Origin of the sequence: Halopseudomonas sp. Lyrl_26, assembly GCF_051948695.1 — a bacterium.
Classification (GTDB): domain Bacteria; phylum Pseudomonadota; class Gammaproteobacteria; order Pseudomonadales; family Pseudomonadaceae; genus Halopseudomonas; species Halopseudomonas formosensis.
The window spans coordinates 302,179-326,488 of sequence record NZ_JAYJLH010000003.1; the positions used below are offsets into that span (position 1 = coordinate 302,179).

15 protein-coding genes are annotated in these 24,310 nt (G+C 62.2%); 6 read left to right on the forward strand and 9 right to left on the reverse strand.

Annotation, left to right across the window (positions count from 1 at the left end; genetic code table 11):
• Positions 1-58: 58 nt before the first annotated feature.
• The 3 genes from VF673_RS06660 to VF673_RS06670 are packed head-to-tail and all read right to left on the reverse strand — an operon-like array spanning position 59 to position 3,443.
• Positions 59-613 carry a TadE/TadG family type IV pilus assembly protein gene (locus VF673_RS06660; RefSeq protein WP_440291335.1) on the reverse strand — a complete coding sequence of 185 codons (555 nt, stop codon included), beginning with the start codon at positions 611-613 and terminating at the stop codon, positions 59-61.
• Positions 614-632: 19 nt separating this feature from the next.
• Positions 633-2,903, reverse strand: a complete 2,271-nt coding sequence (locus tag VF673_RS06665) for a pilus assembly protein TadG-related protein (RefSeq protein WP_440291336.1) — start codon at positions 2,901-2,903, stop codon at positions 633-635.
• 51 nt (positions 2,904-2,954) lie between these two features.
• Positions 2,955-3,443 (reverse strand): TadE/TadG family type IV pilus assembly protein, encoded by a 489-nt coding sequence (locus VF673_RS06670; RefSeq protein ID WP_440291337.1) that lies wholly within the window; start codon positions 3,441-3,443, stop codon positions 2,955-2,957.
• A gap of 276 nt (positions 3,444-3,719) precedes the next feature.
• Between VF673_RS06670 and VF673_RS06675 the strand changes: the two genes are divergently transcribed.
• From VF673_RS06675 to VF673_RS06700, 6 genes are all read left to right on the forward strand, one after another.
• Positions 3,720-4,526 (forward strand): OmpA family protein, encoded by an 807-nt coding sequence (locus VF673_RS06675; RefSeq protein ID WP_440291338.1) that lies wholly within the window; start codon positions 3,720-3,722, stop codon positions 4,524-4,526.
• A gap of 104 nt (positions 4,527-4,630) precedes the next feature.
• Positions 4,631-9,373 (forward strand): BapA/Bap/LapF family prefix-like domain-containing protein, encoded by a 4,743-nt coding sequence (locus VF673_RS06680; protein ID WP_440291339.1) that lies wholly within the window; start codon positions 4,631-4,633, stop codon positions 9,371-9,373.
• 212 nt (positions 9,374-9,585) lie between these two features.
• Complete coding sequence (locus VF673_RS06685; RefSeq protein ID WP_440291340.1) at positions 9,586-11,580, forward strand: TolC family outer membrane protein; 1,995 nt, start codon at positions 9,586-9,588, stop codon at positions 11,578-11,580.
• Positions 11,577-13,745 carry a type I secretion system permease/ATPase gene (locus VF673_RS06690; RefSeq protein ID WP_440291341.1) on the forward strand — a complete coding sequence of 723 codons (2,169 nt, stop codon included), beginning with the start codon at positions 11,577-11,579 and terminating at the stop codon, positions 13,743-13,745. The genes VF673_RS06685 and VF673_RS06690 overlap by 4 nt, the downstream gene beginning before the upstream one ends.
• Positions 13,746-13,798: 53 nt before the next feature.
• Positions 13,799-14,995 (forward strand): HlyD family type I secretion periplasmic adaptor subunit, encoded by a 1,197-nt coding sequence (locus tag VF673_RS06695; RefSeq protein WP_440291394.1) that lies wholly within the window; start codon positions 13,799-13,801, stop codon positions 14,993-14,995.
• Positions 14,996-15,120: 125 nt separating this feature from the next.
• Entirely contained in the window at positions 15,121-18,231 is a 3,111-nt protein-coding gene (locus VF673_RS06700; RefSeq protein ID WP_440291342.1) for a UDP-N-acetylmuramoyl-tripeptide--D-alanyl-D-alanine ligase, read from the forward strand.
• A gap of 48 nt (positions 18,232-18,279) precedes the next feature.
• Here the strand turns inward: VF673_RS06700 and VF673_RS06705 are convergent, their stop codons facing one another.
• From VF673_RS06705 to VF673_RS06730, 6 genes are all read right to left on the reverse strand, one after another.
• Positions 18,280-19,221 (reverse strand): peptidoglycan-binding protein, encoded by a 942-nt coding sequence (locus VF673_RS06705; protein WP_440291343.1) that lies wholly within the window; start codon positions 19,219-19,221, stop codon positions 18,280-18,282.
• Between the two features lie 99 nt (positions 19,222-19,320).
• Positions 19,321-19,506 (reverse strand): carbon storage regulator CsrA, encoded by a 186-nt coding sequence (csrA, locus tag VF673_RS06710; protein WP_440291344.1) that lies wholly within the window; start codon positions 19,504-19,506, stop codon positions 19,321-19,323.
• Positions 19,507-19,627: 121 nt separating this feature from the next.
• Complete coding sequence (locus tag VF673_RS06715; RefSeq protein WP_440291345.1) at positions 19,628-20,293, reverse strand: TIGR04211 family SH3 domain-containing protein; 666 nt, start codon at positions 20,291-20,293, stop codon at positions 19,628-19,630.
• A gap of 130 nt (positions 20,294-20,423) precedes the next feature.
• Complete coding sequence (locus VF673_RS06720; protein ID WP_440291346.1) at positions 20,424-21,986, reverse strand: methyl-accepting chemotaxis protein; 1,563 nt, start codon at positions 21,984-21,986, stop codon at positions 20,424-20,426.
• Between the two features lie 24 nt (positions 21,987-22,010).
• Positions 22,011-23,771: a putative bifunctional diguanylate cyclase/phosphodiesterase gene (locus VF673_RS06725; RefSeq protein WP_440291347.1), complete on the reverse strand. Its 1,761-nt coding sequence runs from the start codon at positions 23,769-23,771 to the stop codon at positions 22,011-22,013.
• Between the two features lie 183 nt (positions 23,772-23,954).
• Positions 23,955-24,155 (reverse strand): Flp family type IVb pilin, encoded by a 201-nt coding sequence (locus tag VF673_RS06730; protein ID WP_440291348.1) that lies wholly within the window; start codon positions 24,153-24,155, stop codon positions 23,955-23,957.
• Positions 24,156-24,310 lie beyond the last annotated feature (155 nt).

Below are 24,310 nucleotides of genomic sequence, written 5' to 3' on the forward strand. Positions count from 1 at the left end.
GGCACGGTTGAAAGTCTGTGTGCGTAGCGCCCGAGCGCGGTGCTGCCCCCCCCCCGCGTTATAGGCGGATGGTGGAGCGACCGCGCAGGGTGATGTTGCCATCCTTATCCTTGGGCAGGCTGGGAATATCGACACCGAATACGGTCAATATCGGGATGATGGCGTTGTTGCGGTTGTATTCGCGTTGCAGGCAGACATGCAGTTGCATACGTTCTACGGTGCCCAGGGTCTCTGTTGCGAGAAGAGCATGGCTGCTCTCCAGATTTATCCATTGCAATCCGGTATCGGCAGGAGGAGCACAACGCTCATCGTCTACCCAGCTCTTCGGCAGCCAACTGCTGTCCACGGTATCTTGCACAACTTTGCTGACAGATTGTTTATAGGCCGCCAGCCCAATGGCCGGATCAATCCTGACCGCCGCGCGGGTTGCCTCCGCGCTGAGATGATTGAAGGTCAGGGTCAGCAGCAATGGGATGCTATAGGCGATGACGGCATATAGCACGGCGAAGAACACCATGAACAGCACGGCAAACTCGATGGCTACCGCGCCCTGTTGACGCCGCAGCCCGAACTTCCCTTGGTGTCGGCTCTGGCGATATCTGATAAAGGACATTCTTTATTCCCTGAAATGTCTAGCGCACCAGTTGCGGCGTGCCGCAGCTGATCGCATGCACGGTGACATCGGTGCGGCCCAATTCCAGGCCGAGTGCATTGGCGAGGATAGTGGTCAGCAGGGCTCCGATGCCGTTGAGGATGGGCTTGAGCAGTGCCAGCACTGGTTTCAGAAGGATACACAACGCACCTGAGCAAGTGATCTCGTTGCTGTTGGGGTTGGCCAGGCTCTGGCCGTCGCCATTGTCGCTCACGTTGATACTGTCGGGTTTGTCTTTCAGCAATTTGGCCAGGTTGTGTTCAACGCAGTTGTTCCAATTAAGCAGGGACGAGAGTAGTCCCGCGCAGCTCAGGTAGCCTTTACCCAGAGTGGGGATGCCTACAATGTCCAGAACTCCATACGGAATACTGGTATAAGCATGGAAAGCTTGAGTGAAGGTTCCTTTTTTCCACGAACTTGTGGGGCATGCCCCGAGCACACAGCTTACAGGAATACTGTTTGGAATCTCCCAGTCTGCGCTTACCAGAGGAGGCAGAATCTGCTCGCCATTTGCGTCGCGCTCCTCGCTACCTTGCAGGATCAGCCTAGTGACATTGTCCACATTATAGAAGCCATTAACTTTAGTGGCGTCCAGGTATTGCTTTGCCAGTCTGGCTATCAGTTCGTTTTGTGCCTTCTGACTGTAATCCAGGTTGGGGTCATCGTTGACCGGTTTGCGGAACAGGCCACTGAGCAGATCCAACAGACCACTGACCAGATTATCCACTGTGTTGCCGAGTGCAAGCGGGTTGACAGTAGTGGAGCGAGTTTCACCTGCAACCATGTCCAGTAACTCGTCGTCGTGTGCCAGCGCAGGGATGTTGGTCTTGCCGCTGAGCACCGGAATATGCAGCAGCCTGATCAGCTCGTCCTCATGCAGGGCAACTTCGCAGCTGCCGCTGGTGGACCATTTTCCTTCCTCGGGCATCTTGCCGACGCAGGCATTGAGTATGTCTGTTTCCACCCAGATATCCGCAGTGGGCGTTCCGGCGTCACAGTGGATGGCCTCCAGGGTGCCTTCGCCAGACACCAGGTCGATCCAGATGGGTAGATTGATCCGGGTGCCCAGTACGGTATCGGTCAGCCAGGCAAGAATGCCGCCCAGCAGCTTGTTGGTATCGACTCCAACATACAGGCGTATCTGGGCGTTGTAGGCCTTGGTGCCTACCGGCCCGATACCAATGGAAGGTGGTTCGACAATCCCCAACTCGATCTGGGCCAGCCCGAGCACGTTCAGGTTGCTCACTTCCAGGCCTCGACCATTGGCCCCGATCAGAATACCGGCACCCAAAAGATCGCCCAGGTTGATCTGGGTGTCCAGTGCGGCGCCCAGGGTGCCATCCGGGCTGGATTCCAGTTTCAGCAGGCCTGGTTGATCCTCGGTGCCGAACAGTTGCAGGTTGACATCCTTGAGGATAGGGCTGGTCAGAATACCCTGGCGCAGCAGATCCAACTGCGCCAATAGTACCGAGTCAGAGACTACTTGGGCTGATAAACCGATCAGGCGGTCAAGGCCGAGAAGACCCACTTCGGTATTGACCAGATCAACCAGTCCCTGAGGACTGAGAGCCTTGAGCTCATGGATGCCGACCTTGATGCCCAATGCCTTGAGCAGGCCGGCTGGGGTGATTTGAGCGCTGGCCAGACCATCGGAGTCGAGGACGGTCAGATGTTCTGGCTTCAGCCCCACGGTTTTCAGCAACTGGCCGAGTAGCTTGTTATCATTCAGGCGCAGCAGTTGCGCACCCACACTGAATGAGGCAGTGGGAGCTTCACGCACGGCGGTGGCTTCAGCTCTCAAGTCAACAGTGGGAAGGCGATCGAGCAGTTGCGCTATCAGGCTGTTCTGCACGCTTTTGATGGCAGTGACTTTAACAGCTCGGCCACCGGGGTCGACAGTAATGATGCGGCTTCCGTCGCCTGCGGCATCTCCCGGCGTTACCGTGGCGCACTGGGTGAGCAGGGACTGGCCGCTGTTCTGTAAGAAGCCGTGTCGCAGGGCGTTTTCGTCAGCGTAGCCGGCAGCGTTGCCGGGTTCGGCTGCACAATTGCCGTTTTCAAGACGTGCCACCGCTTCCAGTGCGGCCATATCGGCAATTTTCTGCAGCTTCCGCTGCTCCATGTACAAGCGACCGCCATCCACTACGAGGGCCAGGAAAAGCAGAAGCACCAACAGGGTGAAGGCCGTCAGAATGCTGAATGCACCGCGCTGATGAATTTTGGGTGGTAGGTGCATGGAGAAGCGGGACATGGATGAACTCCTTGGCAGTGTGCCTGGTCAGCATTAGCGTGGGTGAGGGGGTCAGTGCAGCAGCACTGTCGCTTCTCCCCGAATCTCATCGGGTAACGGAACCAGATCCAGACCAAACAGCGATATGGGCGTCAGGATCGAAGAGGGATTATCGTGGCGGACACAGGCGCTCCAGGTATCGCCGTGGATTTTCAGATATGCCTCATAACCTGGACATAGCTGCGCCCAGGCATTGGGTAACCACGAATCCTCGATGACCCGGTTTGCCTGACGCTGAATATCAGCGTGCTCCAGAGTCGAGTATTTCAGGCTTATTGCCTGGCGGAGTGCCTCTGAAGATAGTTCGTGATAAGTGGCACTTAGTAACAGCGGAATGAAATACCCAACCATCCCATAGAAGATCATAAACACCAGCACAAACATAAAGGCGAACTCGATACTGGCCGCGCCTTGTTGTTTCGTCCCTGCTGTCTGTCGCTGCATCGTCTGCCCCGCTGCCAAAGCCCGTTCGGCAGATCCCTTGAAATCGCTGGTGTGCATGGAACTTTTAGTTCCACCGTGTATTATAAGGAATTGTTGGGGAAATATAAATAATGAGTTCCAACTATATACAAGGTTATGTTGGTGTGGGGTTGTTTGGTTTGGCTGTATAGATGCTTGGGTGGGCACTGTTCTGTTTGTGCCATCCGACTAATACCAATTCAATATTTATAGTTTCCTGATACTGCCTATTCTGGTCGCATGCAGAAAACCTCGTTCGGGATTGGGCCGCGCGAGGCTTCGCCGTTGGCTACTGATTGGAGTAATGGAGTTCCCATGGGAATCATGATGAAAGTAACAGCCCTGTGCGCCTTGGCGTTTTTGACTGGATGCGCGAGCGTAAATGGCAATCAGGGTAATCAGACCCCGGGTCCATTGGAGTTTGATAATGTCGAGCGCGTATTGACGGACCTGGGGCCTGACTATGTGCGCAGAGGCACAGCCATTGCGCCCCGGAGTATTGCCCAGGTGGTGCCGGGCAGCAGCAAGAATGATGTCAGGAGCCTGATGGGGACTCCGGTCGATGAGGTCAACCAGCGCTGGTGGCGCTACAACGTCAATCTGCCTCTGGATTCCGCGGGCGATTACCTGGTGTGTCAGTTCGGTGTTGCGTTTGACCCTGATGGCCTGGTTACCAGCAGTAAGTGGCGTAGGCCGCAATGTACTGCACGTTATGAGGAGCTGATCCGGCCCGAGGTCCCAGAGCTTCAGGAAATCACCCTGTTCAGCGACCTGCTTTTTGGCTTTGACAGCGCGACGCTCTCCGCTGAAGGACTGAAAGAGCTGGATCTCGCTGCACATGTCGTGCTCAGCCAGAGGATGCAGCTTGACCGCGTCGTAGTTGTAGGTCACTCGGACCGTATTGGTTCTGATCGCTATAACGACGCACTGTCGCAGCGCCGTGCAGAGGCCGTGCGCAATCGGCTGGTTGCCAAAGGAGTCGACGGTCGCCTGATTTCCGCCGAAGGGCGCGGTGCCAGAGAGCCTCTGGTCGAGTGTCAGGGTCGCGCCATTACAGCATCTCTCAAACAGTGCCTGCAGCCCAATCGGCGCGTGCAGATCATGATCTACGGCCAGCGTTGAAGGGTATGCCTGGCCCCAGTGCTGGCGACTCGAAAGGTCGCGGAATGCCGGGTGCACAGGTTCGACGCTAAAGAAGCTAGAAATTCGTTTTGGAGTAATTGAGCATGGCAGGCAACACAATCGACATCATTGCAAAATCCGGCGACTCCTCGGTCAGCCTACCGGTGGACGGCATAATCACGCTCGAAAAGGCGGGCGTTGTAAAACTGCCTTTCGGTCCGGAGCAGTTGGCCTCGACCATCAGGGTGGGCAATGACCTGGAGGTAAACCTCAAGAGCGGCGAGAAGATTCTGATCAAGAACTTCTTTGGCGTGCCCGGTGAAGAAGAGCGCAGCGAGCTGATACTTGAGGATAGCAACGGTGTAGTCTGGCTCGGTCAATATAACTCGGCGGCTGCCGACTTTGACTTTGCCGAGATATCCGAGCTTGCTGCCGCCGGGGGTATCCCGGACTGGGCCTGGGTGCTGCTCGGATTGCTTGGCGCAGGCGCGTTGTGGGCCATTCTGGATGACGACGACAGCTCGTCCCGCGCACCGGTGACAGACGGCGATGCAGACGCAGATGCCGACGCTGATGCAGACGCCGACGCCGATGCTGATGCCGATGCAGATGCCGACGCTGATGCTGATGCTGATGCTGATGCTGATGCTGATGCCGACGCCGACGCCGACGCCGACGCAGATGCCGACGCCGACGCCGATGCTGATGCCGACGCAGATGCAGATGCCGACGCCGACGCCGATGCTGATGCCGACGCAGATGCAGATGCTGATGCCGACGCAGATGCTGATGCAGATGCTGATGCTGATGCCGACGCCGATGCAGATGCAGATGCAGATGCTGATGCCGACGCCGACGCCGACGCCGACGCCGACGCCGACGCCGACGCCGATGCTGATGCCGACGCAGATGCAGATGCTGATGCCGACGCAGATGCTGATGCAGACGCAGATGCTGATGCTGACGCAGATGCCGATGCCGACGCCGATGCCGATGCCGATGCCGATGCTGATGCCGACGCCGACGCCGATGCAGATGCAGATGCAGATGCAGATGCAGATGCAGATGCAGATGCCGACGCCGATGCCGACTCGGACGGCAATGAGCTGCTGGATCCCGCCGATGTGATACTGGGTGCAGTGGTGCCGGCGCTGGACGACCTGCTCGGATTGAATGGCGGATTGGCTCCTGCAATCGGAGCTACCGAAGGTCTGACGGATCGTCTCAACGATGCCTTGAAGCCGCTGCTGGGTGGTGAGTTCCATCCAGATGACCCGAACAGTCTGGATCAGCTGGATGCCACCCTGGGCGGGCTCGGGAATGATCTCAGCGAGCTCCTGGCACCGCTGGTCACCGACCTCCTCGGCGAGAATGTGGCTCTGGAGCTACTGAATCAGCTGCTGGGCGGGCAGATTGATTTCGTCACCGACGGGGTTGCCAACCTGCTGAATGAAGAGGGTTTGCTGGGTGGTGTGCTGGTGGGTCTTGGCCTGGGTGGCACACTGGATAGCCTGCTGGACGAAGACGGTGCATTGGCCGATCTCCTGGGTGACCTGCTGGGCGAAGGCAGCCTGGTCGGTGGCCTGCTGGCCGAGAAAGGCCTGATCGGCGGCCTGCTGGCTGAAAACAGCGCCCTGGGCGCCCTGCTGGCTGAAAACGGCATTCTGGGTGGCATTCTGGATGAAGGCGGGCTGCTGGGCGATATCCTGGCCGAAGGCACGGTGCTAGGTGACCTGCTGAGCACGCTGCTCGGTGATCAGGGCGCGCTCAGTGGGCTGCTGGCGAACCTGTTGGGCGGTGATATCAACCTGATCAACCAGCTGCTGGGTGAGTCAACGTTTATCGGTGATCTGTTGGGGGAGACCGGCTTGCTGGCGCTGCTGACCGGCTCTGAAGGCGTGCTGGGTAAGGTGCTGGACACCCTGCTAGGCGAAAACGGCCTGCTCGGTGGCCTGACCGGTGAAAACGGTCTGCTGGGTGATGAACTGCTGGGTACGCTGTTTGGTGACGACGGCCTGGTGACCAACCTGCTCAATGGCCTGCTGAGCACTGGCGCACTGGACGGTTTGACTGGCGAGTCCGGCTTGCTGGGTGCCAACGGACCACTGAGTGTGTTGTTGGGTGAGGACGGCGCAGTCACGCAACTACTGCATGGTCTGCTCGGCAGCGGTCTGATTGATAATCCGGCAATCGACGCCCTACTGGGTCAGGGCGGTCTGGTGTCGGAATTGCTGAATACGATTCTGGGTCAGGACGGGCTGCTGAGCAGTGACGCGCTGGCCGGTTTGTTGGGTGAAAACGGCGTGCTCAGCAACTTGCTGAACGGCCTGTTGGGCGGCGGCCTGCTCGGTGGTGGCCTGACTGATAGCGCTCTGTTGTCCGGCCTGCTCGGCGAAGATGGTCTGATCGGTGGCTTGCTGAACAGTCTGCTGGGTGGCGCGGGGCTGGAAAGCCTGCTTGGTGACCAGGGGCTGTTGGCTGCGCTGCTGGGCAGCGAAGGCTTGGTGGCCGGCCTGCTGAAGGGCCTGCTGGGTGACCAGGGCGGACTGCTGGATGGCTTGCTGGGTGGTGACAACGCCCTGCTGGGTGGTCTGCTCGGCCAGGACAGCTTGCTGAGCAATCTGCTGGATACCCTGCTGGGTGAGAGCGGGCCGCTAGGTGGTCTGGTGGGTGACGATCTGTTGGCTGGTTTGCTCGGTGAAAACGGCCTGGTCACCGGTTTGCTCGACGCCCTGCTGGGTGAACACGGGCTGCTGGGTGGTTTGCTTGGCGATGATCTGCTGGGTGGCGAGCTGCTGGATAGCCTGCTGGGCCGCGACGGTCTGGTCGGCGGTCTGCTGGAGGGGCTGCTGGGCAACAATGAACTGTTGGGCACACTGCTGCCTGAGCAACTGCTGGCTGGCCTGCTCGGCGAACAGGGCCTGGTTACCGGCCTGCTGGAAGCCCTGGTGGGTGAAAACGGCCTGCTGGGTGGCCTGCTCGGCGAAGACGGCCTGCTGAAGAACGAGCTGCTGGACGACCTGCTGGGCAGCCTGCTGGGTGAACAGGGTCTGGTCACCGGCCTGCTCAACGGCTTGCTGGGCGGTGAAGGCGGTGGTCTGCTGAATGGCCTGACCGGTGAGGGGCTGCTGGGCGGTCTGCTCGGCGAGGACGGCCTGCTCGGCGGCCTGCTGGGCGGTGATCTGCTTGGCGGTCTGCTGGGCGGAGAGAACGGCGGCCTGCTGGGCAGCGGTGTACTGGACAGCCTGCTGGGTGAACAGGGCCTGGTCACCAGCCTGCTGAACGGTCTGCTGGGCGGTGACGGTGGCCTGCTGGGCGGTGGTCTGCTTGGCGGATTGTTGGGCGGAGAGAACGGCAACGGTCTGCTCGACACTCTGCTGGGCGAGAACGGTGTGGTCACCGGCCTGCTGAACAGTCTGCTGGGTGATGGCCTGCTCGGTGGCGACCTGCTCGGCGGCGATGGCATCCTGAATGGGCTGCTGGGCGAGAACGGTTTAGTCACCGGTCTGCTGAACGGCTTGCTCGGTGGCGGTCTGCTGGGTGGTGAGGGCGGCCTGCCGGCGGGTGATCTGCTCGGTGCCCTGCTTGGCGAAGACGGTCTGCTCGGTGGCTTGCTGAATGGCCTGCTTGGCGGTGACGGTGGCCTGCTTGGCGGTTTGCTGGGTCAAGGCGATGGTGCGGGTCTGCTGAGCACGCTGCTGGGTGAGGACGGTGTAATCGGCGGCCTGCTCAATGGCTTGCTGGGCGGTGACAACGACCTGCTCGGCGGCCTGCTGGGTGGCGGCGACGGGCTCGGCCTGCTCGACGGTCTGCTCGGCGAGAACGGCCTGATCACCGGTCTGCTGAACAGCGTGCTGGGTGGCGACCTGCTCGGCGGCCTGCTCACCGGCGACGGCCTGGTGGATATCCCGCTGCTGGAGCAACTTCTGGGCGAGACTGGCCTGCTTGGCGGTCTGCTCGACGGCCTGCTGGGCGAAAACGGCCTGATCGGCAAACTGCTTGGTGGCCTGCTGAACACCGAACAGGGTGCCAGCGGCCTGCTGGATGTGCTGGTCGGCGAGAACGGCCTGGTCAGTGGCCTGCTCACCGGCCTGGTTGGCAATGGTCTGGTGGGCGAGAATGTGGATACCAGTGGCATCCTGGGCAGCCTGCTCGGCGATGACGGCCTGTTGGGTGGCTTGCTGGGTGGTCTGTTGGGCGGCCTGCTCGGTGACCAGGGTCTGGTCGGCGGTCTGCTCAATGGTCTGCTGGGCCCGGATGGTCTGGTTGGCGGCTTGCTCGGCGGTCTGCTGGGTGGCTTGCTTGGCGGCGGCACCAATGCCGCCGGCGCCCAGGCTGCCGCGTTCAGCCTGCTCAGCGCCACCGCCGAGGACGGCATGCTGTTGAGCACGGAGCTGGGTGAAGCCGATCTGCTGGCAGCCGGTGCGCCGGATGACGCAGGGCTGGCCGTAGCCGATGAGCTGTCTGGCGAAGTCAGCCTGCTCGACCATATCCTGAGTGGCGCTGGTGCAGCTGCAGAGACCGCGTTCGAATCCGGCAATACCCTGGCAGAGGCGCAAGACCTGCCGGCAGTGGCGGCGCTGGACGACAGCCTGATCAGCGATTTGCTGGGCGGCGCAGCGGAGCAGGATACGCTGGTGGATCAGCTGCTCGAAGAGCTGCTGGCGGAGCGAGTCCAGGAGGATGCCGAGGCTGTAGTGGATGAGCAGGCAGCGCAAGAGGTCGACCAGCAAGTATCCGAGGATACGGTTCTGGCCGCAGTGCCTGCCCCTGCCGAGCTGGCTTTGGTACTGGAGCCGTCCAGTCTCGACGACCTCTTGTCCCAGCAGCATCTGTCAGTGATGTAAACTCTATTGCACGTCAGTTGACCGAGGAAAGCGCAATGGCGCCGGGTGAAAACCCGGCGCCATTCGTCGTTACCGGTAACGTTGCCGGGAACAGAGCTGGGACGATAAGGATGTGGCAGTCAAGGTTGTCATTTGCGGTTGGGTTTCTGTTATCGGCGGGCAGCTCGGTCGCCGTTGCTGAAACGGAAAATCAGGCAGGGCAGGCGCCGTCGTTGCCTGCCCTGTCGGTGGCGGAGTTCGCCAGGTTGGTCAACGATGAGGCCTCTGTCAGCACTGCGGATACTCCGGTGCAGGTGGTGCAGAATCCGCCTTCCGCACAGGCCGACTCTGCTGTCAGGCAGACCGGCGAGCGGCGGGTGCTGTCTTTCTCGCTGGTGGAGTTTGTCGAGAAGGCGGCTGTAGAGGGCAAAGCGGGGGAGGTAACGAGGGTGTCGCTGGTGGATCTGGTGGCCAGTCAAACCGGACAGGAAGCCACCAGAACTGACCCTGCAGGAGCCCCATTCCGGGACGATGCCGGCGCCAATGCCAGCGCGCAATCCGCCAGCATGGAGTTTGCCGGCAGCCCTTCGGGCGTCCTGCGCACGCCGTCGTCGCGAGGCGCGCTTCCCACAACACCAGCTGACAGCACTCAGCTTGCTGCAGAGCAGATCGAGTCCGTTGAGCAAACCGAGGTCATTGAGCCGTTGGTTGCAAGCGCTCTGATTAAACCTCTTCCAGCACACCTTGACCCTGTAGAAGCCCTGCCCCGGGGCGATGCTGGCCGCGAGGTCAGCCCTAGATCGGCCAGCACGGAGCCTGCCGCCACTCCCTCGGACACCCTGCGGATCCCGTCGCACGACGGCATGGCTACAGCAGTACCACCGGCAAGCCTGGCCCAATACAGCGCCGGCAGCGCGGATCCGGCATCGCTCCCACTGCCGCTGAGCATACCCAGCGCTACCTCACTCACCCCCGACCGCTCTGGCAAGCTGCAGCTGTTCGATGCGGTACGCAGCGCCCTGAATGAGCATCCCGCTATCGTCGAATCCCTCAGTCGTCTCGATGCGCAACAGGAACAGGTCAGCGTTGCACGGGCGGGCTACTGGCCGCAGCTGAGAACCGGCATCAATAGCGGCTATCGCCACACCACCGGGCGCTCCGAGGAAGCCCTGAGCGTCTCCGCGTCGCAGATGCTGTACGATTTTGGCAAGGTGTCCAGCGCCGTGGACGCGGCCACGCGCGGGGTGGATCGGGAACAGGCCAGTGTGTTGCTGGCAGCGGAAGACCTGATCCGCGAAACCAGCAAGGCGTTCATCGAGGCGCGGCGCTACGAGGTATTGCTGGAGCTGGCCGGGGAGCAGATCGACGCCATTGCCGAACTGGAAGCCATGGCGGCCAAGCGTTCGGCGCTGGGTGCCGCCACGGCGTCCGATCAGATGCAGGCGAAGTCGCGTCGCGAGTCGGCGCGGGCCACACAGTTGCAGATGCAGGCCCAGCGCGACCAGTGGCATCGCGCCCTGGAAAACCTGATCGGCAGCCAGCAGCCGCTGACCCTGGACGATAGCTGGCCCGAGCCACTGGAGGGGCTGTGTCCGCGCCTGCCGGAGAACTTCGACAGCGCGCCCCGGATAGTCCTAGCCGAAGCCGAGCGCGCCGAGGCCGAGGCCGCGATCCAGCAGGCCCGGGCCGAACAGCGCCCGACCCTGTCGTTGAGTGCGGATTTCGAGCATTACCTGAATCGCGACACCGATGGTTTGCAACAACTCGACGACCAGGAGTTTGTCGTCAGCCTCAACCTGACCAGCAACCTGTTCCAGGGCGGTGCCCTGCGCGCCCGCAGCCGCGCTGCGGAGCACGCCCTGTACAGCGCCACCGCAGCCCGGGACCGGGCATTGCTGGAGTTGTCGCGGCTCTACCGGGAAACCCGTGACCGCTCGCTCAGCCTGACCTCCAGTCTGGCGCTGCAGGACGGGCGTCACGCCAGCATCGTCAAGACCCAGGAGCTGTACCGCCACCAGTATCTGTCGCTGGGGACCCGCACCTTGCTGGATATCCTCAACACCGAGCAGGAAATCTTCCAGACCCAGGTGGACAAGCAGAACACCCTGTTCGATCTGCGCAGCCTGCAGATCGACTGTCTTTACAGCGTTGGCGGACTGCGTGAGATGTTCCGCGCCGGTGAAGCGCTGAACCGCCGAATAGTGAACCGCACAGAGGTACGATCATGACCGAGCAGTCGTCATTTGCCGGCCAGCGTGCCGCTTTCGCTCCCTGGATCGATGCCGTGCTGGCGGTGGCGCGGCATTACCGACTGGATTGCTCCGAGGAGAATATCCGCCTGGAGGCCGCCTGGTCGGAGGGGCGCCCGCTGGCGCAAGTGCTTGGCGCTCTGGCGCGCCAGATCGGCCTCAGTTGCCGGGTGAGCGCCTTCGACGCGGGCCAGTTGACGCCCTGGCGCCTGCCGCTGGCCGTGGAACTGGATGACGGCCAGGTGGCGGTGGTGGAAGCCATCGCCAGCGACGGTCGGCTCAGCGTGCTGCTGAGTGGCGATGCCGGCCTGCGCAGCACGCTGCCCCGCGAGCAGTTGCTGGCCCGTGCGCGGACCATGGTGGTGCTGCGTCCGGCGCGGGCGGTGCCCGATGCCCGGGTGGACGGTTACATCAAGCCCTATCAGCCCCACTGGTTCCGCGACATCGCCCTGGGAGATCTCAGGCCCTACGGCCATGTGCTGCTGGCGTCGCTGATGGCCAACATCCTGGCCCTGGCCGGTATCCTGTTTTCCCGCCAGGTCTACGACCGGGTGATTCCCGCCGAGTCCATGGCCACGCTCTACGTGCTGTTCGGCGGCGTGCTGGTCGCCATGCTGTTCGACTTTATGCTGCGTTGCGCCAGGGTGCGCATCACCGACCTGGTGGGCAAGCGCGCCGACATGGTCGCCTCCGACCGGGTCTTCGGTCACGCCCTGCGCATCAAGAACAGCCAGCGCCCACGCTCCACCGGCACCTTCATTTCCCAGATCCGCGAGCTGGAGCACGTACGGGAACTGATGACCTCGACCACGGTGACGGCGCTGGCGGACCTGCCGTTCTTCTTCCTGTTCTGCGGCATCCTCTGGTACATCGCCGGCCCGCTGGTATGGGTGCCGGTGGTCGCGCTGCTGCTGATGGTGATCCCGGGTCTGCTGATGCAGGGGCCGTTGCGGCGGCTGGCCAGCGAGGCGATGCGCGAATCCTCCCTGCGCAGCGCGATGCTGGTGGAGTCGGTGCAGGGGGCGGACGATATCAAGAGCCTGCAGGCGGAACAACGCTTCCAGCGCCAGTGGAACCATTACAACGCGGTGACCGCCGATGTGAACCTGCGGCTGCGCTTTCTCGTCAATACCCTGGGTGTGTGGACCTACAGCCTGCAGAACGGCGTGTTTGCCCTGGTGGTGCTGTTTGGCGCGCCGCTGGTGATGGTCGGCGATCTCACGGTCGGCTCGCTGGTGGCGGCCTCGATTCTGGCGTCGCGGATGATGGCGCCCATGTCCCAGGTCACCCAGGTGCTGAGCAAGTGGCAGCAGGCCAGGCTGGCGCTGACCAGTCTCGACAACATCATGGCGTTGACGGTGGATGATCCGGGCGCCGAACGCCGTATCCACCGTCCGCACATTGCCGGCAACTTTGCCCTGCGTGGAGCTGTGTTCCAGTACGGCGAGGGGGCGCCGCCGGCGCTGCGCGTCGAGCAGCTGGATATTGCAGCGGGCGAGCGCATCGCGGTGCTGGGGCGCAACGGCGCGGGTAAGTCGACCCTGCTGCAGGCACTGGCGGGCATGGTCGAGCCGTCGGCCGGAGAGATCGTGGTGGATGGCGTGCGGATGGCGCATATCGACCCCGCCGATGTGCGTCGCGACCTCAGCCTGATGGGCCAGAACGCCCGCCTGTTCCATGGCTCCCTGCGCGACAACCTGTTGCTTGGCGCGCCGGATGCCAGCGACGAGGAACTGCTGTCCGCGCTGGATATCAGTGGCGCTGGCGAGGTGGTGCAGAGGCTGCCGGGCGGTCTCGACCACATGATCCAGGAAGGCGGGTTGGGACTGTCCGGCGGCCAGCGCCAGACGCTGCTGCTGGCACGGCTGCTGGTGCGCCAGCCCCGCGTATTGCTGCTGGATGAACCCACGGCATCGTTCGACGAGGTGGCCGAGAAGCGCTTCATCCAGCGCCTCGGTCCCTGGCTGGAGGGGCGCACGCTGATCGTCGCCACCCACCGCCAGAGCATCCTCAGCCTGGTGGATCGCATCATCGTGGTCGACAACGGCCAGATACTGCGCGATGGCAGCAAGCAGCAGATTCTCGGCCGGCTGGCGCAGGGTGGCGCGGCGCGAGCTGAAACCGTGACGCGGAGCGAGTCATGAAAAACCCACTGATCAAGCTGCGGCGCAGAGGAGCCGTGCGCACCGCTGCCCCCATGCCAGCGGTGGCCGGACAGGCTGGCGCGCAGGGCCACTACAACGACGAAGTCGACGACAGCAGCATCGACCGCGCCACGCGGATCACCTGGCTGTCGTCGCTGGCGATTGCCGCGCTGCTGGTCTGGTCCTGGTTCGCCGAGGTGGTGGAAGTGTCCACCGGCGATGGCCGGGTCATTCCCATCTCCCGCGAGCAGGTCATCCAGTCGCTGGAAGGCGGCATTCTGCTCGATCTGCTGGTGCGTGAGGGCGATATCGTCGAGGCCGACCAGGTACTGGCGCAAATGGACCTGACCAAGACCGAATCGAACGTCGAGGAGAGCGCCGCACGCTACCGCGCCACCCTGGCTTCGGTGGCGCGCCTGGAGGCGGAAGTCAATGGCACGCCGCTGAAATTTCCCGCCGAGCTGGACGCCTATCCCGACCTGGTCGCCAGCGAAACGCGCCTTTACCAGACCCGCCGCGAGGGCCTCCGCCAGACGCTGGCGGGGGTGAGCAAATCCCTGGAGCTGGTGCGCGAGGAGTTGGCCATCACCGAATCGCTGATGGCGATCGGCGCGGCCAGCAACGTGGAGGTGCTGCGCCTGCGGCGGCAGATATCCGAGCTGGAACTCAAGGCCAGCGACACCCGTTCCGAGTACATGATCCTGGCGCGCGAGGAACTGGCCAAGGCGCGCGCCGAGGCGCAGTCGCTGGAGTCGGTGGTGCGTGGTCGCTTCGATTCCCTGAGGCGCCTGACCATACGCTCGCCGGTGCGCGGCATCGTCAAGGACATAGAAATCACCACCCGGGGTGGCGTGATTCCGCCCAACGGACGGCTGATGGAAATCGTCCCGCTGGGTGACCAGTTGCTGGTCGAGGCGCGGATTTCACCCCGCGATATCGCCTTCATCCACCCCGGCCAGCCGGCCAAGGTGAAGATCACCGCCTATGACTACACGGTGTATGGCGGTCTCGACGGCCAGGTAACGCTGATCTCGCCAGACACCATTCGTGACGAAGCCAAACCGGACAGCGTGTATTACCGGGTGTTCATCCGCACCGATGGTGATGCTCTGGTCAATCAGGTCGGCACGCGCTTTCCCATCGTGCCCGGCATGATCGCCACGGTGGATATCCGCACCGGGCAGAAGACCGTGTTCGATTACCTGATGAAGCCGATCAACTACGCCGGCGAAGCGTTGAGGGAAAGGTAAATGCTGCCAGACATCGCGGCGGGGCGCCGTTCCCACAAAAACACCCGGCCAGCCCTTTCTGTGGGAGGCCCGCCTCGGGCCGATGGCGGCGGTGCCGGTAATGGATAGGGGAGTTTGACCAGAATATGAGTAAATCCCTGTCGCACCTGCTGGAAAAAATGCGCCCGGTGCTGCAGCAGCGCATTGCCGCGCTGCCGTCGCCCTGGCCGCAGTACACGCTGTTCCTGTCATTCAGCGACGGGCGGCGCCGCGCCGCCGTGGTACATGCCAGCGGCACGAATATCGACTCGCTGTGGAGCGAGCTCAGCGCTGCCTGCCAGCAACTTGCCGCACGCCGCCATATGCCTGTGCGCTGGCTGCGGGCGGACTGGGTGACGCGGGCGCAGCCGCTGACCTGGAAAGCGCTGAGGGCCAGCCTGAAGGTGTTCAAGCGCAACTATTTTCGTTACGGCCTGGCCCTGGATGCGAACTTCCAGCAGGCGTTTCTTGAAGGTGAGCTCAACGGTAACGCCATGCTCTACGGCGGCGGCCAGGTCAGCCACGCGGTAATCAACGAGAAGAATTTCAGTCTCTATGCCGGCCAGCGCTTTGCCGGGCTGGTGGTGGACTTTACCGACGACGCGCCGGTGTATCTGCTGACCACCGAAGGTTTGTTCTGCGATCTGGATACTCAGCCACTGGCGCTCCACGCCACCGGCCACAACGCCGGGCGGCGGGTGCTTGACTGTGATGCCGATGCGGTGCGCGGCATGATCGAGCGGGGCAGCAATTATCTGGCCTCCCAGGTCAGGGAAAACGGTCGTTTCCACTACGGCTGGCATCCATGCTTCGACCGGCCGATCAATGCCTACAACACGTTGCGCCACGCCAGCACACTTTATTCCATGCTCGAAGCCTGGGAAGTCACCCGCGAGCCGGAGCTGGCGCAGGCCATAGAAAGAGGGCTTGGCTATCTGTGCACAGAACTGATCCAGCGCGTGCTGTTGCCGACCGGTGAGCGGGCGGCATTTCTGCTGGACGTGGGCAACGAGATCAAGCTCGGTGGCAACGCCGTGTGCCTGCTGGCGCTGGGCAAGTACAGCGAGCTGTTCGACACCGAGCAGCATCTACCGCTGCTGGAAGAGCTGGCGCTGGGCATCCGTCACATGCAGAACCCGGACTCCGGGGAATTCGTGCATGTGCTCAATTACCCCGCACTCGACGTCAAGGCCGCGTTTCGCATCATCTACTACGACGGCGAAGCGGCCTTCGGTCTGATGCGTTTGTACCGTTTGACCGGTGATGAGCGCTGGCTGGCCATGGTGGAGCAGGCCTTCGACAGCTTTATCGCACGCGAGCACTGGAAGGCCCACGACCACTGGCTGGGCTACTGCGTCAACGAGCTGACCCTGTACCGCCCCGAGGAACGTTATTTCCGCTTCGGCATTCGCAACGTCGCCGACCATCTCGATTTCGTGCTCAAGCGGATCACCACCTTCCCGACGCTGCTGGAGTTGATGATGGCGGCGCAGCGTATGCTCGAACGCATTGCGCAAAGCCCGGAGCATCGCCACCTGCTGAGTGAGATCGATCTCGACAAGTTCGACCGGGCGCTGCATCACCGCGCCGCCTACCTGATGAACGGCCATTTCTGGCCGGAATACGCGATGTACTTTCGCAATCCGGCCAGAATACTCGGCAGTTTTTTCATTCGTCATCAGGCGTTTCGGGTGCGGATCGATGATGTTGAGCATTATCTGTCCGGGATGGTGGCGTACCACAGTTACCTGCTACGTGAGCAGTGCCCGCCCGCCCGTCAGCAACGGATCAGCGCGGCACGCGAGCACCGAAAACAGCTGGCCTACCAGAGCGGACCCAACTGGACGCCGGAGCGCCTGCTGCAGGCCACCGGTGGACGCTGGGTCAGGCCGCCGGCACCGAGCTGGCGAGCGACTGGTCTGTGTATATGGGCACCCAGTTTGCAACCGGGGCAGATGGTCACCCTGCGGCCTGCCGGCGGCCGCCGCGGTATCAACCCGGTAGCGCTGGCCCATCTGCCATTTACTCCCCAGGCGCTGCTGACGCAGGATGATGACAGCGTCGGTTCTGCACATATACCGCTGCTGCGGGTGCAGGACATCAATCAGGCGATTCTGGCGATGGGGAAGTTTGCCCGTCAGCAGATGCTGGGCAAGGTTATCGGAGTGACCGGCAGTGCCGGCAAGACCAGCACCGTGGCCATGTTGACAAGGGCGCTGCAGCCCTGGGGGGAAGTCGGCCGCACAGCGCATAACGCCAATCTACCCCATGGTATTGCCTGGAATCTGGCCTCGATTGCCTGGGATGCGCCGCATACGGTACTGGAAATGGCCATCGGCAACATGTCGCGCAACTCGCTGTTGGTCAAACCTGATATTGCCGTGGTGACCAATATTGGTCCGGCTCATCTTGAATACCACAGAACCACCGAGACGGTTGCGATCAAGAAGGGTCGTATCTTCGAGGGCATGAACGAGCAGGGCGTGGCGGTGCTCAACCGGGATATGGAGTACTGGGAAGTGCTGGAGGCGCATGCCCGGGCCAGAGGGCTGCAGGTGCTGCACTACGGCCGCCACCCGGACGCTGAGGTGCGGCTGGAGCGCTACTCGGCAGCAACCAGTGAGGTGCAGGTAGTGGTTGCGGATCAGCGCTATAACTATCGGCTGGGTGCGCCGGGTGAGCATATGGCCGCCAACAGTCTGGCGTGCATCGCCGTTGCGCTGGCCCTGGGCTTGCCGCTGGAGCCGATGCTCGCCCAATTCAGTCTGTTCCAGCCGCTGGCGGGCCGGGGTGTGGCGTTCTACACGGAAACAGCGCAGGGGCGGGTGCGGGTGATGGACGAAGCCTATAACGCCAACCCGGTGTCCATGCGCGCCGCTCTGGCGCTGCTTGCCGATACGACTGCACAGCAGGGCAGAAAAGTGGCGGTGTTGGGGGACATGCTGGAACTGGGCGAGGATGCCGATCGCTATCACGCGCAGTTGGCTGCCCCGCTGCTCCAGGCCCGGCCCGAGCTGTTGTTGCTCTGTGGTGAGCACATGAAGATCCTCGCCCAGCTGCTCGACGATCGTTTGACCCTGCGGTGGTATCCCACGGTCAAGGAACTGAACGCCGCCCTCGTGGATCAGTTGCGGGGCGGCGATGTTGTGTTGATCAAGAGTTCCGGCGCGACCGGCCTGTCCAGCACGGTCGAGATGCTGCGCCATAGCGCGGCGTAGCCCCGGTTGTTAGTGGCGGCCGAGGCAGGCCGCCGCCATGCTCGCGTTTCAGCGTACCCCGAGTGCTTCCAGGCTCTCGTAGGTCACGGCACCGATCGCCAGGCCGTTGTCGGCCTGATAGTCCGACAGCGCGGCAATGGTGCGCTGACCAAGCTTGCCGTCGATGTTGCCGAGGCTGTAGCCCCTGGAACTGAGTGCTGCCTGCAGGCGGCTGATCAATGCAGGTTGCAGGTCCGAATCACATATTGCGCGTCTGAGCACAATCTGCGGCTCGCCCTGGTACTTGGTGATATTCATGGTGCGGGTCACTGCAGGCTCGGTGCGCTGCTGGACTTGTTCCGGGGTGACTGTTTCCACCTTGGCTACCGTGGCCAGCTGAGGCTCGGTGGTCACTTCGACGACCCGCGCGGGCTGGTCCACTACCCAGCGGGTAACGCTCTCGTACACTGCTGGCTCAGTGATCAACCGGGTGGTTTCAGGCTCGACCAGCACGTTGACTTGGACGATCTCTTCTCTGGCGGGGATTTCCGTGGCGCAGAACGCCATCGCACCGCTGTTGCCGAAGCGGGTACCTGCTGCCTGGCAGGGCTCAAGTACTGTCTTGGCCTCCTCCACGGTCAGCACCGCTTCGCGTGCCTCGTAGACGGCGGGCACTACCACGGAGCGCTGGGTTTCGGGTTTGACCAGGACCTGTTCGGTCACCTGCTTGAAGGTGGCGGGTACCACGCGATAGGTTTTGGTGCCCTCACGGGTGACCACCTGTTGCACGCCTTCTCTGAGCTGCGCCGGGGCAACGGAATACCTGACGCTGGATTCCTGCAACACGACTTCCACTTGCTCGTGCAAGGGGCGCGGCTTGATGGGCGCGTTGACCCAGCACTGGCCGGCAGAGAAGGTGGCGCTCTGATCCGGCTGCTCAGCGGCAGCCTCTGCCAGCAGAGACACGGATGCGGCAACAAACAACGGGGGCAGCCAAAGAAGGGAGCGCATACTGATTATCCTGAGTTACATCAATCCAAGCGTTGCATGGTATTGGCTCAACCGCTAAATCACAAGGCAACCCGCTGCCTCATGAAACATTTAACCAAATCAGCTGCTTGACAGGTCATTTTTCTGCTTCTGAATACGCTGGTAAATTTCTTCGCGGTGTACTGCAACATCCTGCGGAGCAGTGATGCCGAGGCGCACCTGATTACCCTTCGCGCCCAGCACCGTTACTGTCACTTCGTCACCTACCATCAGGCTTTCACCCACCTTACGAGTCAGAATCAGCATCGCATTCCTTCCTGTCTGATCTAATCGGGGCAAATATCTTAATCGCCTCGATCTATATGTGTGCGGTCACGCCCAATGCAGTGCCCTGCACGTGCTGGTGTCGAGAGGGGACTCGACAGGCCTATATCCATTGATCGTTGCGCTTGCGGCGCACGCGCAGCAGGGTCGGCAAGATCAGTCCCAGCAGCAGACCTGCTCCGGCTATGCCGCCACCGTAGACCATGTAGCGCATCAGCACCTGTTGTTGTTCCGCACCCAGTTGGGCCTGGGCATCGCGCAGTTGCGAGCGGGCACTGGTCAGTTCGGCGTTCAGCTTGGTGCGGGTGGCTTGCAGGTCGTCGATCAGCGCCTTGCGTGAGTCCAGCGTCTCCTGCATGCCCTGCACGCGGGCCTTCCAGTTATCATCGATGCCGGCCAGCTCGGCAGACAGTTGCGCTACCTGCTGTTCCAGTTGTGGCAGACGCTCGGCCTGGCCAGGGACGCTCTGCAGGTCGCGGCTGGGAATCCACACGGCATTGCCATTGGGGGTGCGCACCTGGCTATAGTCGCCCTGGCTGCCGAGCAGCTCGACCTGCTGCCCGGAGCTGAGTGTGCCGACGATGCGGTAACCGTCGGTCGGGCCACTGCGCACGAAGCTGGTCAGGCTATCGCTGACCCAGCGCGTGCTGGCGGCGGTCTGCTCGGCCTGGGCTGGCAGGCTGACGGTCAGCAGGCTGCTCAACAGGCAGGCGCCGAGCGCGGGCACCTGCAGCGAGGAAAGGGGCGGGGTACGGCGGTGTAGAGGCATAGGTAATCTTCAACTGACAAAGAACAAACCCCGCCCTGCAGGGGGGGGTACATGTTGCGTTTTTTCCAGGCAAGTGCCGGAGCCATTGCGCTTGACCGGCTAATGCAAATAAAACCAGTGTAGCGACCATTCAACGGTTGAAACGTTCAACCAGCGTATGCAACGCCTGGGCGGTGGTTTCCATGTCCTTGCCGGTCTGCGCGGAGCGTTGCGCCAGTTCGGCGTTCTGGTCGGATACGCTGGCGATATTGGTGATCTGCCGGGAGATGTCCTCGGCGACGTGGGCCTGCTGGTTGGAGGCGACGGCCATCTGCTGACCCATTTCATGGATCTGCGCGATCGCCTGGGTGATGCCGTCCAGCGCATGTTGGGTATCCACCACCTGCTGGACCCCAGTCTGGGCTTCCTCGCTGCCCTGATGGGCGATTTCCACGGCCTCCGCAGCGACCTGTTGCAGCGAACCGATAATGCGCTGGATCTGTTCGGTGGACTCCTGAGTCTTGGCTGCCAGCGCACGTACTTCGTCGGCGACCACGGCAAACCCGCGGCCCTGATCGCCGGCGCGGGCGGCTTCGATAGCCGCGTTGAGGGCCAGCAGGTTGGTCTGCTCGGCAATCGCGCGGATCATGTCGGCGGCGGACTGAATCGACTGGGATTCTGCCGCCAGACTGTCGACTGACTGGCTGATGTGACGCACGGTGTCGGCCAGCCGCTCAATCACCTGGCGGGTATTCTGTGCCTGTGCCGAGCCGGTCTGGCTCAGGCCGTTGACCTGTTGTGCAGCGTCGGCAGTGTCGTGGATATGCCGCGCCACCTCGGTAATGGAGGCGGCCATCTGATTCATCGCGGTGGCGGCCATATCCGCTTCGTCACGCTGAGTACGCAGCGCCCGGGCGGACTGATCGGCCAACTGACAGCTGGTCGAGGCCAGCTCCGAAGTGCGGATGGCAAAGTCATTCAGACGGCTCAACGCAGTACGGATACGCGCCTGCTCGCTGATCATCGCCAGTTGCAGGCGGGCAATGGGCGCCGGCGCGTCGCTGTAGGTCAGGGCAATCAACTCGCTGTCAAAACTGTCACCGGCGGTGCTGCGCAGGCTGTCCAAGGTGCGCTGCTGGCGGTAACGGGCCAGTGCCTGCAGGCCAAACAGCAATACCGCACTGGTGCCCAGGCTGAGCCAATAATGCCCCTGGGACAATACAGCGGCAGCAATACCAGTGGCCACCAGCGGCGGTGCCAGTTGCGTGACCAGACTGATCAGCGGCTGGCGGGCGGTCGGCTGCTGGCCGTTGCGCATGCGCTGATACAGCGCGTCGGCGCGGCGCACCTGCTCCGGCTCGGGTTTGACCCGCACCGACTCGTAACCGGTAATCTGGCCGTTTTCCAGGATCGGCGTGACGTAGGCGTTGACCCAGTAGTAGTCGCCGTTGCGGCAGCGGTTCTTGATGATGCCCATCCAGCTCTTGCCGCTTTTCAGGTACGACCACATGTGGGCAAATACCGCCTCGGGCATATCCGGGTGGCGGACGATATTGTGCGGGCTGCCGATCAGCTCGTCGCGGCTGAAGCCACTGACCGCGACAAACTCGTCGTTGCAGTAGGCGATCACGCCCTTGGCATTGGTCGCCGAGATCAGCCGCTGGCTGGCAGGGAAGCTGATTTCATTCTGGGTGACAGGCTGGTTGTTCTTCAACGGGATACCTCGATATTCATGGATCTAGCCGGCGGGGCTTGGCGGCCGCCTGCTGAATAGCTCGCCGGTCAGTTGCTCGGCGGGCATGGCGCGGCCGAACAGATAACCCTGAAATGCGTCGCAGCCGGCTGCGCGCAGGTAGTCGAACTGTTCGCGGGTTTCCACGCCCTCGGCAACCACTTTCAGGTCCAGGGCGGCGGCCAGCGACAGAATGGCCTGGGTGATGCCTTGATCCCGCGGGTCATCCGGCACCGTGCGGATGAATGACTTGTCGATCTTCAGCCAGTTCAGCGGCAACTGCTTGAGATAGTTCAATGAAGAATAGCCAGTACCAAAATCATCCAGTGCCAGCTGCACGCCGCTCTGCTGCAGTTGATGCAGATGCTGGAGCAGCTGTGGGTCCGGGTCTTTCAGCAGCAGGGACTCGGTCAGCTCCAGGCAGAGGCCGGCGGGATCGATACCCGAACGGGCCACACACCCCTGCAGCAGCTCGAAGAAATGCGACTCATGGACCTGGCGTGCGCTGATGTTGACGTTCAGCGTCCAGTGCCAGCTGCGCGGTTCCCGCTGCCACTGGGCCAGTTGCGCGCAGGCGGTGTCGAGTACCCACTGCCCGATAGTGACAATCAGGCCATTGTGCTCGGCCAGCGGGATGAAACGGTCTGGTGGCAGCAGGCCGAGTTGCGGGTGTTGCCAGCGCAGCAGGGCCTCCATGCCAATGACGCATTGCTGGGCATCGACCAGCGGCTGGTAGTGCAGCCGCAGTTCCCGGCGCTCCAGGGCACCCCGCAACTCGGCTTCCAGTGCCAGCCGGCGCTGGGCCTTGACCAGCTGCTCGGGCTCGAACAGGGTGAATTGATTGCCGCCGTTGGCCCTGGCGCGGTACAGCGCCAGGGCGGAGCGCTGGAGCAGTTCATCATTGCTCAGCTGGCTGCCACGGAACAGCAGGGCGCCGATGCTGGCTGGCGACAGCAGGCCATGGGCGCTCGGGCTCTCCCCGGCGCCGGCGTGATAGGGCTGCCCCAGAGCGGCAAGTATGCCACCGGTGATCTGCCGGATGCGGCGCAGGGCCTGGTCTCGCTCGCTGCCCAGCTCGCGCAGGATGACTACGAACTCGTCGTCACCGATGCGGGCCACGGTGTCGGACAGCTGGACGCTCTGGATCAGCCGTCGCGCTGTGTTGCCCAGCAGCAGATCGCCCTGTGCGCGACCATACAGATCATTGAGGCTCTTGAAGTTGTCCAGCTCGATCGACAGCAAGGCACAGTATCCACCGGTTACGGCGGATTCCGCACGGCACTGATCCAGCAGCTGGTGCAGCCGCCGCCGGTTGGGCAGATTGGTCACCGGGTCATACAGCGCCAGTTGCCGGGCCTGCTGTTCGAGCTGCCTGAGCCTGGCAAGGTCGGTGCAGGCGTCGGGGGTATCGTGCAGGAAAAACAGGTAGCCAGTGATGCTGCCGTCACTGCTGCGGTGGGGGACCAGAGTCACCTCGGCGGCGCGCATGCCGAGGCTGGCATGCTGATATTCCATGTGGCTGGTATGCGCTTCACCTGCCAGCAGGCTGCTGCGCTGCCGGGTGATCAAGGCGGCGATATCGGCCAGGGCGGTGTGAGCAAGGTTGTTGCCCAGCAGCTGTTCGGAAGGATAACCGACGGCGGTCGCCAGCGCTGGGTTGGCAAACTGCAGGCACTGCTGCAGGTCGAGGCGCCCAGCGATGACGGGCGTGTGCTGCAGCGTGATATCCACGGCGCTGGTCAGTCGTAGCGCGACAGCTGACTGCATGCTGGCTGCTCCCTCAGAATTCGCTGACTCAAGCCATCCGTTGCTGGGGGCTGAAGTGTTTGCCCAATCCAATAAGCCAGAGTGTCGGCACCTGTAAGTCAGGTGCCGACATACCCGCTTTATATCAACTCAAAGCAGTCGGGGCGGTACATTAAGTTGTGCCTAACCCCTTTTCTCTTTTTCTCACTTTTGTTCAACATCCGATAGAGTTTGTGTTATTTTCTCGAAGGCAGTAGATATCTCATCTCCAAGTAGGCCTGCGGCGGTTATGATCGCAATGGAAATCAACCCCGCAATCAGCGCATACTCAATCGCCGAAGCCCCATCCTCACGCTTCACAAAAGAGCGCAGCGATTCCATCAACATGATCAACTTGGTATTCATTGCTTACTTCCTTACCGGTGCCCGGTGCAAGTTATTATCCACGGTGACGCGGACAGGGAGGTGCATGTGGCGTAAGCCTAGCGGCTAATGGCGCACAAGGTAATTATGCAATTAGGATTAGCACTATGTGGCAATAGGATGTTGCGCTGCCGGCT